The organism is Citrobacter sp. wls718, assembly GCF_005280945.1.
Classification (GTDB): Bacteria; Pseudomonadota; Gammaproteobacteria; order Enterobacterales; family Enterobacteriaceae; genus Citrobacter; species Citrobacter gillenii.
The window spans coordinates 25,675-40,275 of record NZ_SZWV01000083.1 but is presented as its reverse complement, the minus strand read 5'-3'; the positions used below and the strand labels follow the sequence as shown (position 1 = coordinate 40,275).

Here is a 14,601-nt window from a genome sequence, read left to right as displayed (position 1 = left end):
TGTTGGTCTGGAAAGCAATGCTGTTGATGACGGCGGTAATTTCAGAGATTTTCTTCGAGCTAGTCGAAATGTTGCCCATGGTATGCACCACGCCAGAAACCATCTGACCACCCCGACTGGCTTTGCCGGAAGCATCTTCCGCCAGTTTGCTGGCATGATGTGCATTATCGGCGTTCTGTTTCACCGTAGCCGTCAGCTCTTCCATACTGGCCGCCGTCTGTTCAATCGCCGCAGCCTGCTCTTCCGTACGCGATGACAGGTCCGTATTCCCCATAGAGATTTCACTGGTCCCGCGATAGATTTCTTCTGCCCCCTGACGCACGGTTCCCACGGTTTTTACCAGCGAATGCTGCATGGCCTGCAAATGACGGCTCAAACGACCAATCTCGCTGCGCCCGGTGGGCTCATCCTGCATGGTCAGATCGCCCGCTGAGATTTGCTCAATGCGTTGGGCGGCGCGCAGCAGCGGATGGATTACGGTACGACGCAGCACCATAAACGTCATCAGCGTCAATGCCAGTGCCAGACCGAATGCGCCCAGCATAAAGACCATGCCAATTTGTGTCCGATGATGGGCCTGCTCACTGAGCTGGTTTGCCCTTGCGGTGCGGATCTCAATGGCCTTCAGCAGCGCTTTGTTGTAGGCGGTATCCAGCGGTCTGGCCTGTTCATTTTCATGGTTAATGATCGCTTCAAACATGCCGTTTTTGGCGTACTTGAGCATCGGCTGCAAACCGTCGATATAGGCTTTAAAACTGGCGCTCAGTTCAGCGTCCAGCGCTTCATCTGCCGGCGTTTTCACCGCCCGAGACAGATAGGCATTAAAGCCCTCCTGCGACTGCTTAATCCGTTTTTCCGCCTCCGCAATATTGGCCTTCATATCGTCCATTTCGGCAATACGACTCGCCGCACCAGCATGGATCATATTGATACGCGAGGTGCGCAAGTGGTTAGAGCTGTTCGATAACCCCATCCTGACCTGAATTTCATCAGTCACATCGCGCTGATCGCGGTCGGCCTGCATAAGAAAATAGCTCGCCAGCCCGGAACTTAAGGCGAACAGCAGAAGGATGCCACCGAGAATGGAGGAAAACAGCGGAACCAGTCGGATTTGATGCAGGAAGCCCAGTTTATGCTGGGCCTGCATCGATGTTGTGTTGTCCATGACCGTCGACTCTCTTGTAGGGTTTATGCGTGAAAACACGCCCGATAGATAGTCATCGGCAATCCGCCAGGATTGCTTACCGCGAAAAGCGCCGGTTTCGTCACACTTTCACAACATCATTCTAAAAAATTCAGGAAAGTGCCAGCGGAGAGTTCCGCTGGCGGATGGATCAGTTATCGCCAAAGTGGATAACAGTACGAATAGACTTACCCTGATGCATTAAATCGAACGCCTCGTTGATCTGCTCCAGCGGCAGGCGATGCGTAATAAACGGATCTAACTGAATTTTCCCGCTCATTGCGTCTTCGACCATGCCCGGCAGCTGCGTACGCCCTTTTACACCACCAAATGCGGAGCCGCGCCAGACGCGTCCGGTCACCAGCTGGAACGGACGTGTTTTGATCTCCTGCCCAGCGCCCGCCACGCCAATGATGATGCTCTCGCCCACCCTTTGTGGCAGCACTCCAGCGCAGCACGCATCACGTTCACATTACCGATGCATTCAAAGCTGAAGTCCACGCCGCCGTCGGTAAGCTCAACAATCACGTCCTGCACCGGCTTATCGTAATCGTTCGGATTGATGAAATCGGTCGCACCCATTTCACCGGCCAGCTTGAATTTCTCCGGGTTGGTATCGACCGCTAAAATGCGCCCGGCTTTCGCCTGTACCGCGCCCTGGATCACCGCCAGACCGATACCGCCCAGACCAAACACCGCCACGGTGTCGCCTTCTTTTACTTTTGCCGTGTTATGGACGGCGCCTATCCCGGTGGTAACGCCACAGCCCAGCAGACAGACTTTGTCCAGCGGTGCCTGTGGATTGACCTTCGCCAGCGAGATCTCTGCGCACACGGTATATTCACTGAAGGTGCTGGTGCCCATGTAGTGATAAATCGGCTCGCCGTTGTAAGAAAAACGCGTTGTGCCGTCTGGCATCAGACCTTTACCCTGGGTCGCGCGCACGGCCTGACAGAGGTTGGTTTTGCCCGATTTACAGAACTTACACTCGCCACATTCGGCGGTGTACAGCGGAATCACATGATCACCCGGTTGCAGGCTGGTGACGCCTTCGCCCACTTCAACCACAATGCCGCCGCCTTCATGGCCCAGTACTGCCGGGAATACACCTTCCGGATCGTCGCCCGAGAGCGTAAATGCGTCTGTATGGCACACACCGGTGTGGGTGATTTTAACCAGCACTTCCCCTTTTTTTGGCGGCGCGACGTCGATTTCAACAATTTTTAACGGTTGGCCGGGGCCAAATGCAACTGCAGCACGTGATTTCATTTGTCTCTTCCCATTATTGCGAGGTGATGGTGTTATTTTAGATAAGCGCGCAGAAGATGGCCGATCTCAGCCATACGCACGGCACGCTGGTCCGGGGTGGTCTCCCCACTGACCAGTTCATCCTTCAGGTGGATCTCAACCATTTCGCCCATCAGGCCGTTGGATGCGCCGCGTACGGCGGCAATTTGTTGTAGGATCGCCAGACAGGGTTCGCCTGACTCCAGCGCGCGCTCGAGCGCATCAACCTGCCCACGAATACGTCGTACACGAGTGAGAATGCGTTTTTTATCTTCAGGTGAATGCGGCATACGCCCTCCGGATACTATAGGGGGGTATGGTATTTCATTTAATAGCCCCGTGTAAACGGTGAAATTTATGGGGTCATGAGGAGAGGCGCCATTGACCACCAGTATCGGGTAATTAAATAAATGCGAGGCGTCTCCAGAAAATAAATAACATCTCCCTGTTTTATACAATCAACTCACCCGCAGCAAATCCGCAAAACGCGTGGTATATCGTGGGGATAGCATTCCTCGTTTCATTTTCCACTGCTGTTCTATTCCCTGCCCGGCAAACCAGAGCGTTCCGCGCCCTTCTTTATTGAGCCGATCCACCACGGTCATCAACTCCGCGCTGTTGCGTCGAGGGCCATTGTCATCAAACAGATTCAACTGTGCCACGCCTGAACTGAAAAAATCCCCCAGCATCACGCCCGCTTTTTGATAGCGCAGTCCGTCTCGCCAGATAACGTCCAGGCAGCGTGTTGCCGCATTGATAATATCCCGACTATCCTGGGTGGGGATCAGCAATTTGGTCGACGCGCTATTAGCATAATAAGGTTCATTCGGGGCAAATGGACTGGTTTTAATAAACGCAGAGATAAACTGACAATACTGGTGTTCCCCGCGCAATTTTTCTGCTGCACGCGCGGCATAGGCGCAAATCGCCTCCCGCATGGCGTTGTAATCCGTGAGCCTCTCACCAAACGATCTTGAGCAGATGATTTCCTGCTTCACCGCTGCAAACTCTTCAAAACCCAGGCAGGGTTCACCGCGTAGTTCACGTACGGTACGCTCCAGTACCACGCTGAAATGCTTGCGGATAACGTCAGTGTGGGTATCCGCCAGATCCAGCGCACTCTTGATACCCATCGCGTCGAGTTTCTTGCTGGTACGGCGACCAACGCCCCAAACATCATCGACCGGAAGCGCCGCCATCAGCTTACGCTGGCGTTCCCTGTTCGAGAGGTCCACTACGCCGCCCGTCTGCTGTTGCCACTTTTTGGCCGCATGGTTCGCCAGCTTCGCGAGGGTTTTGGTGGGCGCAATACCTACGCCGACGAGCAGATGTGTGCGCTTGTGCAGCGTGTGTCGAATTTCACGTCCAAACGCCGCCAAATTGCAGCAATTCCTGACTCCAGAGAGATCGCAAAACGCCTCATCAATTGAGTAGTTCTCCACCCGTGGCGCGATCTCTTCCAGGGTGGTCATCACCCGCTGGCTCATATCGGCGTACAGTTCATAGTTGCTGCTGAAGGTAACAATCCCGTGCCGGCGGAAAATTTCTTTCTGTTTGAAATAAGGTGCGCCCATTGTTACCAGCCCTTTGGCTTCAGCGCTGCGGGCAATGACGCAGCCGTCGTTATTCGATAGAACCACCACCGGGCGGCCTTTCAAATCCGGGCGAAACACGGTCTCACAACTGGCATAGAATGCATTTACATCACAGAGCGCAAACATTCTCACCCCGTCGATTTGACGATAAAAGTCACAACACCAAAGATATCGAGCGTATCTTCACTGCTGATCCGAATCGTTGACCAGGCGCGGTTCATCGGATTAAGCTGCACGGTAGGTCTGAGCTGGAGACATTTTACTGTAAACTCACCGTCCACCGCGGCAATCACAATATCCCCGTGAGCGGCGGTTCTGGCGCTGTCAACAATCAACAGATCGCCCTCATTGATCCCGGCATCAACCATCGAATCGCCTGCCGCTTTCACAAAGTAGGTCGCGCTGGGGTGCTTGATCAACAAGGCATTCAGATCAATACGCTGCTCCACGTAGTCCTGTGCCGGGCTGGGGAACCCGCACGCGACAACATCACTGAAAAGGGGTAGCGCGATCGCCTCGCGCGGTTCTGAAGGTCTGTACAACATCATGACGCATCCCTCACATACTGTTTTTATATACAGTAGTTGTAGTGAGGCATGCAATCAAGTGATGGGAAGACGGGCGCTGTTTATTGCTTAACCACCTCACGTGTAAGTATGGGTTGCGGTTAAAAATATCGGTTTTGTAAATTATTTCGGGAGGCCCAAATGTTGACGTTTTTTCAGCCAACCACACCACCGCTGCGCTGAATTTAACTATTTCTGAAACCGTTCACGTTGTGTTTTATCCGCCTCTTCTGCCTGGTTTGCCAACGGCTGGAATTGAGCCGGACCATAAAATACTTTTGGTAAAGGAAGTGATTCCATCGACGTTCCCGGATATATTTGCAATTCCCCCAGTCGAGACAACTGATACCCCAACACCACGGCGGGCATTGTGAGCATATAAGGTGCCGTTTTTTCGTAAGAGACCGGGGTCGGTAAGCGATTGTGGTCGAGATTATAGTTACGCTTCAGCACCAGAAATTTATCAGGCACCCTGCGTTTGCTATTCCACCAGTCACCGTCCAACTCACGAAACTTTCTTTCGGTTTCAGTTCCGGTGACCACCCCGAGCTGCAATAGCGCATGGCGCAGTTCACCGTCCATCGCGGCGTTATAAGCATCGATAGTTTCTGCTTTTCCTTGCAAAATCACGTTGATGGCAAGCCGTGCCCCCAAAAGATTTGAATATAAATCTTCCGGTGAAAATGCAGATATCTCTTCGGAAAATCCGGGAACAGACTGAAAACCGTACCATTGTGCAATTTCGTGCCACTGTGCCAACTGAAACGCCAGATGACCTGCCAGCCAGGCCGCCAGGGTATAGCGCTGGGGCAGTGAAGACGGCGGCGTAAATGCCAGGAGCTGCACTCGGCGAACGCCCAACTCTTCACTGTAGAAATAACGCCAGCGCTGACCCAGTTTGGGAAGAATACGCGAGAAAATATAGAACGTATTATCCGCCGTATCGCGAACATGGGCGATATCAATAAACCCACCGCGATGGGTATAAATAAGACCGCTTTTTTCTGCGCTGAGCCCGACAATATTCTTCACGGCACCCAGCGCACTATCGTTATAATGATGGCTACCCAGCGTATCCAGAGTCAGGACGTTGCCAATCTGGTAAACCGGAATCGGGACCCCAACCGCTCGGACGTGAAGATCATAGCCAAACGCACAGCAAGGACGTAACGACTCCGGCGGTGAAAGCTGACTGACGACCGGGTAAACCTGGCGCGCGTGCTTTATCGGAAACAGGTCCCCTTCTGCACAGGCCAAACCCGCCACCAACCACAAAAACATTAACCCTTTACGCATTCAGAAAGCCTCCGCAACCTGAAAATAAAAACCGGCACTTTCTTTACCAAACCCCAGATCCAGACGCACGTTCATCGCGGGCTTCACTTCAAACCGATATCCCACGCCTGCCGTGGGTAACAACGGATGATCGTCCAGCGCGCTGATGTTTTTTCCCAGCGTCCCGGCACCCAGCCACAATACATATCCGTGTCGCCAGTTCAGCTTTCGTCGGTACTCTACCTGCCCACTGACAACATCGTTGTCCCGGTAGCGGCCCTGATAATAGCCACGCATCCGCCGATCGTCGCCAGCCATCGACAACCGATCCCAGGGAACATCCCCTCGCGTAAAACGGCCCCAGAGATCAAAGGCCAGTACCGTTTTTTCATTCAGTAAGTGGTAGTAATCGTATTGCCACTCGGTTGCGTTGAAATGGGTGTCAGACCCTACCGATGGATCGAACCAGGTGTATTCCACTTTAAAGAACTGTCCTCGTTGCGGGCGAGTGATCGCATCGCGAGAATCGTAATTCAGGCTGATGCTGGCACCCGATGCAAGTAAGGAGGACTGCGCGTCATAGCGTGTAAAGGTGTCATCCGCGCGGGGATCATCAATAGTCGCGTGCAACGTTGAAAAGTCCCAACCGGCGCCAAGATAAAGATTTTTAACGACCTCCCGCATAATAATCGGATGCACGCGGATGGCGTTATTGGTGTACTCCTGCTCATTGCCCTGCGCCGCATCGTAGCCAATGCCCCAGAAACCAGTCGGCACTCTGTTCACCGAACCGTCAACAAACAGTCGCCAACGATCGTCAGTAAAAAAGGTGTAACTGCTTAACCCAATCCCTAGTGCACCGCTGCTACTGACATAGCCGGTAAAAGACAGCGACGAGTTCTGGGTGGTTTTATCATTGGGATCGACCCGATAAATTCCCGCCACAGCCATCCCCAGACCTAGCCTGAGCTCAGGGGTATAAAACGGGCCCGGCAACACGCTCCAGTTAACGCCCTTCTGCGGATCATAGTGGTTATCGGCCCCCAGTCCGGAAAGCAGTTTATCTACTGATTTTTGATCCAGCGCTACTGCCGCCGAAGGCCAAGCGGTCAGCGTCAGTGACAATGTCAGCATGATGCGATGGGGTCTCATCAGAAACGGTACTCTCCCGCCACGAAGAAACTGTTACGCTCATTGAAACCGAATTCTGTGAGGACATTAAATTGCGGCGTCATTTCAAACTGGGTACCAATCAGCATATTCCAGGGTGATGTTAGCTTCTGTTTAACATCAAACCGCCCTTCATTATTCTGGTTCACGGTGTCAATGAGCGGTTGCAGTGCAGCGGGCATATGCAAGTCGGAAAGGCTGCCCCGGAACTCCTGCTGAACATTCTGGTACATACTCCCCAGCCAGACGCTAAGGTGAGACTCTCCGACGGGCCCCTGGAAACGAAAACGGTATCCCACCCGCGGTGACACCGTTAGCGCCGAAATTTTGCCATCCAGAATGTCGAAATCAGTACGGGTGTAGTTGGTGTCCACCAACGCAAACCAATTTTCATATCCGCCCGCCAGCGTGATCCCGGTTCCCCAGGTCGTGCCTTTGAAGTCGAGAGTAAAATCGATATCCTGCAATTCACCACTCTGATAAAGCTGATGCACCGACGAGGCAATCACCCTGTCAATACCGGTATAGCGTGTCGGATCGGCATCGACGGAAACGTTCGATACCGATGAACCGCGCGTATGTCCCACTAACCCGTAGATATTGAGAAACGGAAACACCCACATATCGATACGCAGGTTTTCTGATTTACTTTGCTCACGGGTATGCCCGGTATCAATATTAAACATATCGGTCGGGATCGCATGGTTACCCAACGCCAGCCCTGAAAAACCAATGCTGTCGACGTCAATGTTCTGGCGCATATTCATATAGCTGAGATTGACGCCAAACGGCAACGGAATCGAGTATCCACGGGCTTTGGCCTCTTCTCCCCAGATGGGAAAGGTGCGCTCTTCCGTATCCGCGGCACACGCCACACCAGAAACCAGCAGAAGCGGCACCATCGTATTAGTCCATCTCATTATTATCCTCATTTATGTCTCGCTTCATTGGTTACAGGCCAGCGCCCACATTGAAGTAAACCGCCTCTTCGTTGTCACTAAGGGCAACATCAATGCCGGTATGCAGACCGTATTCCCGGGCGATTAAATAGCGGAATCCCGCGCCCCAACCAACTTCGGTGCTGGAGTAAAGATCGCCTGCATTGTCGGTAGCACTCCCCGCGCCTACGAATCCCTGAACAATCCAGCGCGACGTCATTTGCCAGGCAAGCTGTGTTTGCACGGTGCTGACATCATTGCCTTGATAGCGATAACGGGAGATCCCACGCAGCGCGATATAAGGACGCGTCATCGGTGGGAGATGTTGGTCATGTCGGGACAGCATTTGATAATTAGTTGCCAGAGAAAGCGTCCAGTCCCGACTTAGCGGCAGGAAAAATTTGCCATCAAGCGTCAGTAAATCGTAGCGGTAATCGCCCCCAAGGTAGTGACCGTAAAACTGATATTCACCGCTGAGCGACACACCGTGTCCCGGCCAGAAAAAGTTATCGGTTGTGTCGTATTCTGCGACAATCCCTAAGCCCGATGACGTGCTGCTGTCACCGAGGACGTGTTTCCAGACGCGATCGATAACCGGGTTGTTTCGCGCAGAAATATCCATTTTCGCCCAAAACTGTGAGGCCCCTAAAAACACCGGAGAATCACCGACACGAAACAATAACTTTTGTATCCCGCCATAACCTTTGGTCTCAGTTTCAATCGCGCGATTGTTGCCGAAACCCGCGAGGTCACCCGAATAGATATCCAGATCGATATTTGCGTAACCTGCCGCAATAAAGTAACGAATATGATCGTCCGTCCAGGTATGCCGGTGGCCGCCCCCCACTGTAAGGTGACAGTTAAGTAGTGAACATCGGAACGAATCCGGGAACAAGTGAAAGAAAGCGGGATCAGGTGGGACAAAGTCAGGCAGATTAAGGCTTGGCGGCAATGTTCTTGTTCGCGAGTCGTGACGGTATGTTTATAAACAAAATTAGATCACCGCCGAGCGCCTGCATACTTATGACAGATAAAGTTGTAACGTCAATCCACAGCGTTTAATGGATTTGCGTCGCGTTTAAACAACATTAAACGTGTAGTATCTAATGTAATATGTTGAAGCTTTTTGTAATCGTTTAGTACTGCTTTGATCGACTTAAGAAGCGGTTTGATTCGAGTCAACTCTCAGCGCCCTTGAAGCCAGTTAAGTTGTTCTAATGAACACTTTAACTGGCCTTCTGGTTTTTACCGGACAGGTCTGCTTCGGCTACGCCGCTATTATCTTCAGATGACCCTTTTTTCATTTGCTCATGAAGGCGAATCAGCCTTTCTTTTTCAGATACGTCAAGATCTGACCAAGCCCTATCAGTCTCTTCTCGCTCTCTCAGCCTCTCAAGAGCCCCTCTAATACCCAACCTAAAAAATATCTGTACGAGTTCATGACGTTCTTCGGGATTCAAAGCATCAAAAATTAAAGACCATGCTGATGAGATAGCTCCTTCTATTGATGTGGCAGGCGTTCCGGTGAGTGCTGGGGTAATCCCTTCCATGCCATCTTCTACCAGGCCTTTCTGGGGGCTGTCAGCGCTAGAGCCCCTGTGCGCTTCATCGGCTATGAATACGTCGTTACGGCCAGTAGCTAGCCAGGTTAGGCTTACATTCTCTACTTCAGAAATTTTTACTAGGATTTCCACGCTTGGGGTTGCTGAGCGTGCGAAGTAATTATTTAGAGTCGAATAGGGTATATCCCAATCGAGTGAAACCTTCCTGAGACTTCTTCCTTTAAAGAGAGCTTTCATCCTATCGCGAATACTTTCTTTTCCTACCTGAGTAAAAGAAAAGTCATTTCTTTTTGTTTCTTTCATTTTTGAACCCATATAACTGTTTGATTTTAAATTGAAATTAATCAAATTTTAGTGAGATTAACTCATATGAGAAAACCAAGTTTTAAGTTTGCTTTATTTGCTTTACATATTCTCAAATTGGATCAATACTTACCCCAACGGATAACCCGCGCGGATTATCCGCATGGATAACTTTTTAGGGTAATCGAAAGATGCAAAGAAATGAAGGGCAGCGTGACTGGCATCGCATTGACATTGTTGCCGCACTTCACAAGTGTGGCTTCACAATGCGCCACCTTTCCGTCAGTGCCGGACTCAAACCCGATACGCTGAAAAATGCACTGGCAAGATCATATCCAAAAGGAGAGCGCATCATTGCTGATGCACTCAATACAGAACCTGCATCAATCTGGCCAAGCCGTTACAACAAGGATTAGTGAAATGTTTGTGACAGTTAATGAATTAGTGGGTGTGCCAGGACTACCAGCCACCCAGCAGGGGCTGAGATACAGCCTGAAAAAAATTACCGATAATGCCCCGCAGCTTGTTCGTAAGCGTGCAGGCACTAAAGCGTTTGAGTATCACATTTCGGCTTTGCCACCAGAGGTTCGCGCCGAGCTGTTATCCGCAAAAGGGCTGGTTGAAACGACTTCTGGTGTGATTAACCTTCCTGAGTGCCGCGCGAAAAACACAGACTCCGCGAACGACTTTGAACGCCAGCAACTTTGGAAGCACTGGGAAGGTGCCACAAACGAACAGCGTCAACGTGCTGAGCAGCGTACAAATGCGGTATCTCTGGTTGCTGAACTGGTTGATTCGGGTTTAACCCTGCGTCTGGCCCTGAGAACAGCCGCGATGAAACTTCACATGAGCGAAGGTTCATTACGTAATCTGTATTACCGCGTACAGAACCGCAGCCGTGATGTATGGGCTCCTGTTCTGCTTGACCGCCGTCTGCGTGAGAAGTGCAAAACCAACCGTGAAGCGCCAATCAGTGAGGATGCCTGGCAGTTTTTCCTTGGTGATTATCTGCGTCCGGAAGAACCATGCTTCACCAAGTCATATGAACTTCTTCAGATTGCTGCACGCGAATATGGCTGGGAAATCCCGTCCGAGCGAACCCTGCGTCGCCGTGTAGAACGCGAAATTGATGCACGGGTCATTGTGGCCACTCGCAAAGGTGACAATGCGCTGGCCCGTATGTTCCCGAGTCAGCAACGTACCGTCGCGCAGCTGCATGCGATGGAATGGATTAACGGCGATGGCTATCAGCATAACGTCTTTGTGCGCTGGTATAACGGCGAAGTTATTCGCCCAAAAACATGGGTCTGGCAGGACGTTCACAGCCGTAAAGTTATTGGCTGGCGTACCGACGTCTCTGAAAATAGCGACAGCATCCGCCTGTCATTGATGGATGCAATCTCCGAGTTCGGTAAACCTGAACACGTCACCATCGATAACACCCGTGCAGCTGCAAACAAATGGCTCTCTGGCGGCGTGCCTAACCGTTACCGTTTTAAGGTTAAGCCGGATGATCCGATGGGTATTTTGCCAATGCTGGGTATTCAGGTTCACTGGACCAGCGTGATTGGTGGTAAGGGCTGGGGTCAGGCTAAACCCGTTGAACGTGCCTTTGGTATCGGCGGCCTTGGAGATTATATCGACAAGCATCCGTCACTGGCTGGCGCATACACTGGCCCGAATACTCAGAATAAACCTGATAATTACGGTGACCGGGTCGTCGATGTTGAAACATTTCTTTCCGCCGTCAATGAGGGGATCGCCATGTATAACGCCCGTCTTGGTCGTGAGACTGAAATGTGCCAGGGCGAACTGTCATTTGATCAGGCATTTGAACGTAGTATCAGCAACGCGATTGTTACTCGTCTCAGCGATGAACAAATCCGCCAGCTTATGCTTCCGGCGGAAGCGGTAACGGTTAAAAACACCGGCGAATTCTTCCTGCAGTGTGGCGGTTCGTTGTATGGCCGCAAAAACAGTTACTGGAATCCGGTTCTGGCCAATATTCGTCAGCGCAAAATTACTGTGCGCTTTGACCCTCGTGATCTTCACAGCGAAGTGGCGTGTTACGACCTTGATGGCCGCTTCCTGTGCATGGCTGAATGCCGTTCCGCTGTAGCCTTTGGCGATACCGAAACGGGCCGTGAACACAGCCGCCAGCGTAAGCAGATGATGACCCATACCAAACGTGCGGCAAAAGCACAGCGCCGTATGACGGCAATCGAGGTCAACGATTTGCTGCCCAAAGTCGCACCGCCAGAGCCACCGCAACGGCATGTAGTTGAACGTGTATTTTCACATGGCAATACGCTGAAGAAGGTCCAGGAAATACAGGAGCATCAGAACGAAAACGACATGATTTTCCAGTCACTGATGAAGAATGTCAGCAAGGCGAAAAAATAAAAAAAGCGACGTTGAGCCGCCGCTTTTGAGAAGTGTTTAGAACAGTTTTAACAATGGAAAAAATACAGGATTAAAGACGATGACGCAAATTAACCATGATGTAATTCGCAGTACTGTAAAAGGTCTGATTGATAACAAGGATATTTCCGGTGCTGCGCTGTCACGTGAAACCGGGCTGTCTTCCTCGGCTTTCTCCCAGTTCATGAACGGGAAATACAAAGGCGACAATGATGCTGTGGCCACATCCATCAGCATCTGGCTTGATTCCCGGAGTTCCGCACAGAGTGCGCTCCCGGAAATTCCTGACTATGTGATGACGCCGACAGCGGAAAAAATCACTGCTGCGCTGACGTATGCGCAGCTGACTCACACCATTGCACTGATTTATGGCCATCCAGGCGTAGGTAAAACGGAGGCACTGAAACAATACGCCCGTACTGGCAATAACGTCTGGCGTCTTACTGCCAGCAAATCTCGTACTAACGAGCTGGAAACCATGTATGAACTGGCGCTGGAGATGGGGATTGCAGATGCACCTTATCAGCGTGGTGCGTTATCCCGTCTTCTTCGCCGCCGTCTGCGTGACACCAATGCCTTAATCATCATTGATGAGGCTGACTGGCTTAATTACGACGCCATTGAAGAGCTGCGAATTCTGCAGGAAGAGTGCGGGATTGGCCTGGCGTTCATCGGTAACCATAAGGTGTATGACCGTCTGACTGGTGGTAGTCGCACGGTGGACTTTGCCCGTCTGTTTTCCCGCGTGGCGAAGAAAATTGTTATCAATACCGTGCTGGCCGCTGACGTTGATGCGTTTTGTGATGCCTGGAAAGTTGAAGGCCGTGACGAGCGTAAGCTGTTACGCGCCATCGCCAAACGACCCGGTGCTTTGCGTTCTCTCTCCCATATCCTGCCGCTGGCGCATATTTACGCCAGCGGTAAAGGCGAGTCCGTAAATACGGGTCATATCCATTCAGCGATGCTGGAGCTGGGGCATGCTGAAGTCGTGGAGGACTAATGAATAAAGAGAACATGGTCAAATGTACTCGTTGCCGGAATATTCATAAAGAAGGCGAGCGAATTGAGGTCAGGGATAGAGCATATAAGGGCATTAAGATTTTTACCCTTGTTTGTCCCCGCTGCGGTTGTAAAAACTTTTACGATTTGAGCAAAGAGGTCAGCAAACAATGATTAGCGAACTGATTTCCTCACATGTACAGCAAGCGATGGCCACTGAGGTGATGCTGAACAAAAAAGGCTGTCTGGTTACGGAGTTTCGCCAGACCCGTTCTCGTCCCGTTCTTGAGGTGTCATGCCCTCCTGCTGAGCTGCTCAACAGTGCTGTGCGTATTGTCGAGCGCAACAATTCAGGCTCCCGTTCCGTGTGGGTAGCCAGTTTCAATGGTTGCCGGATTATCTGGAGGTAGATATGGCACAAGTAGTTATTGATATTAACGATGATGGTCAATCAGGTATCGATTTTAAGTTATCCATTACTGAAACTCCTGATGAAAAAGATGTCGCCGATTATATCGCTCAGGGCATCGTCGCTATGGGGCCACAAATGCTGAAGCAGGTTCTGGATATGTTGAACCTATCGCCTAAGCAACAGAATGAAGAAATTTAAGGTGAATAAATGAAAAATTCAAATACCGTCCCAGCGGGTTACCGCACCAATGCCCAGGGGCATCTGGTCCCTGAATCGCAGGTCAAACCACTGGATAAACTGCGTGATGACGTAGTGCTGAAAATCATTGCAGCAGCCCATGAGCAGCGTCAGTTAATGGCCGCGTTCAAACTTGAATCCATGCAGACTATTACCGACTTTATTGACCTGTCCGCCTCGGAGTACGGCGTGGAGTTCGGTGGCACCAAGGGTAATGTCACGCTGGTCAGCTTCGATGGTCGTTACAAACTTGTTCGTGCTGTGGGTGAGCATCGAGTCTTCGACGAGCGTATCCAGGCGGCAAAAACACTGATTGACGCTTGCATAGGCGAGTGGTCTGGCGGTGCTGACGACCGCATTATGGCGCTCGTTGATCATGCGTTCCGCGTCAATAAACAGGGTAAAATCGATATCAATCAGGTTCTGGGTTTGCGTCAACTGGATATTAACGATGCGAAGTGGAATGAGGCGATGGATGCTGTTGCAGATGCTATTCAGGTCACCGGCACCAGTCAATATCTGCGTCTTTATGAGCGCAAAGACGACGGCAGCTATCAGCAAATTTCGCTGGATTTAGCCAAGCTTTAAATACTTTTAAATAACACTTCAAATTAATTACGGCGCTTGCGTCAGGGGTTCGTTCGCGCCGAATT

The 14,601-nt window shown here is 51.2% G+C and carries 14 protein-coding genes and 2 pseudogenes; 6 read left to right on the top strand and 10 right to left on the bottom strand.

Annotation, left to right across the window (positions count from 1 at the left end; translation table 11 throughout):
• From FDW95_RS16690 to FDW95_RS16645, 10 genes and pseudogenes are all read right to left on the bottom strand, one after another.
• Positions 1-1,165 (bottom strand): Tar ligand binding domain-containing protein (locus FDW95_RS16690; RefSeq protein ID WP_249359183.1); only part of this gene is annotated, 1,165 nt, incomplete at its 3' end.
• Between the two features lie 169 nt (positions 1,166-1,334).
• A pseudogene (locus FDW95_RS16685) lies at positions 1,335-2,452 on the bottom strand (S-(hydroxymethyl)glutathione dehydrogenase/class III alcohol dehydrogenase).
• 32 nt (positions 2,453-2,484) lie between these two features.
• Positions 2,485-2,760, bottom strand: coding sequence for a metal/formaldehyde-sensitive transcriptional repressor (locus FDW95_RS16680; RefSeq protein WP_003833178.1), 276 nt, complete (start codon positions 2,758-2,760; stop codon positions 2,485-2,487).
• Between the two features lie 168 nt (positions 2,761-2,928).
• On the bottom strand, positions 2,929-4,191 hold the full coding sequence (locus FDW95_RS16675) for a Y-family DNA polymerase (RefSeq protein ID WP_115258430.1): 1,263 nt from the start codon (positions 4,189-4,191) through the stop codon (positions 2,929-2,931).
• 2 nt (positions 4,192-4,193) lie between these two features.
• Positions 4,194-4,613, bottom strand: coding sequence for a translesion error-prone DNA polymerase V autoproteolytic subunit (locus tag FDW95_RS16670; RefSeq protein ID WP_115258429.1), 420 nt, complete (start codon positions 4,611-4,613; stop codon positions 4,194-4,196).
• A 207-nt stretch (positions 4,614-4,820) separates the two neighbouring features.
• Positions 4,821-5,927, bottom strand: coding sequence for a DUF4056 domain-containing protein (locus FDW95_RS16665; RefSeq protein ID WP_115258428.1), 1,107 nt, complete (start codon positions 5,925-5,927; stop codon positions 4,821-4,823).
• A complete protein-coding gene (locus FDW95_RS16660) occupies positions 5,928-7,058 on the bottom strand; it encodes a BamA/TamA family outer membrane protein (RefSeq protein ID WP_115258427.1) in 1,131 nt (376 codons plus the stop codon).
• Complete coding sequence (locus FDW95_RS16655; RefSeq protein WP_170973011.1) at positions 7,058-7,996, bottom strand: hypothetical protein; 939 nt, start codon at positions 7,994-7,996, stop codon at positions 7,058-7,060. The genes FDW95_RS16660 and FDW95_RS16655 overlap by 1 nt, the downstream gene beginning before the upstream one ends.
• 31 nt (positions 7,997-8,027) lie before the next feature.
• Positions 8,028-8,861 (bottom strand): annotated as a pseudogene (locus tag FDW95_RS16650) (BamA/TamA family outer membrane protein); the annotation flags it as partial.
• Between the two features lie 379 nt (positions 8,862-9,240).
• Positions 9,241-9,879 carry a helix-turn-helix domain-containing protein gene (locus tag FDW95_RS16645; protein WP_170973010.1) on the bottom strand — a complete coding sequence of 213 codons (639 nt, stop codon included), beginning with the start codon at positions 9,877-9,879 and terminating at the stop codon, positions 9,241-9,243.
• A 191-nt stretch (positions 9,880-10,070) separates the two neighbouring features.
• Here FDW95_RS16645 and FDW95_RS16640 point away from each other — a divergent pair, with 191 nt between their 5' ends.
• The 6 genes from FDW95_RS16640 (at position 10,071) to FDW95_RS16615 (ending at position 14,536) form a co-directional block, all read left to right on the top strand.
• Positions 10,071-10,295: a helix-turn-helix domain-containing protein gene (locus FDW95_RS16640; protein WP_115258425.1), complete on the top strand. Its 225-nt coding sequence runs from the start codon at positions 10,071-10,073 to the stop codon at positions 10,293-10,295.
• Positions 10,296-10,299: 4 nt separating this feature from the next.
• A complete protein-coding gene (locus FDW95_RS16635; protein ID WP_115258424.1) occupies positions 10,300-12,282 on the top strand; it encodes a transposase domain-containing protein in 1,983 nt (660 codons plus the stop codon).
• 79 nt (positions 12,283-12,361) lie between these two features.
• Positions 12,362-13,300, top strand: a complete 939-nt coding sequence (locus FDW95_RS16630) for an AAA family ATPase (protein ID WP_115258423.1) — start codon at positions 12,362-12,364, stop codon at positions 13,298-13,300.
• 169 nt (positions 13,301-13,469) lie between these two features.
• Positions 13,470-13,709 carry a hypothetical protein gene (locus tag FDW95_RS16625; protein ID WP_115258422.1) on the top strand — a complete coding sequence of 80 codons (240 nt, stop codon included), beginning with the start codon at positions 13,470-13,472 and terminating at the stop codon, positions 13,707-13,709.
• Between the two features lie 2 nt (positions 13,710-13,711).
• Positions 13,712-13,909 carry a hypothetical protein gene (locus FDW95_RS16620; protein WP_115258421.1) on the top strand — a complete coding sequence of 66 codons (198 nt, stop codon included), beginning with the start codon at positions 13,712-13,714 and terminating at the stop codon, positions 13,907-13,909.
• 9 nt (positions 13,910-13,918) lie between these two features.
• Positions 13,919-14,536: a DUF3164 family protein gene (locus tag FDW95_RS16615; protein WP_115258420.1), complete on the top strand. Its 618-nt coding sequence runs from the start codon at positions 13,919-13,921 to the stop codon at positions 14,534-14,536.
• The last annotated feature ends 65 nt before the right edge of the window (positions 14,537-14,601 follow it).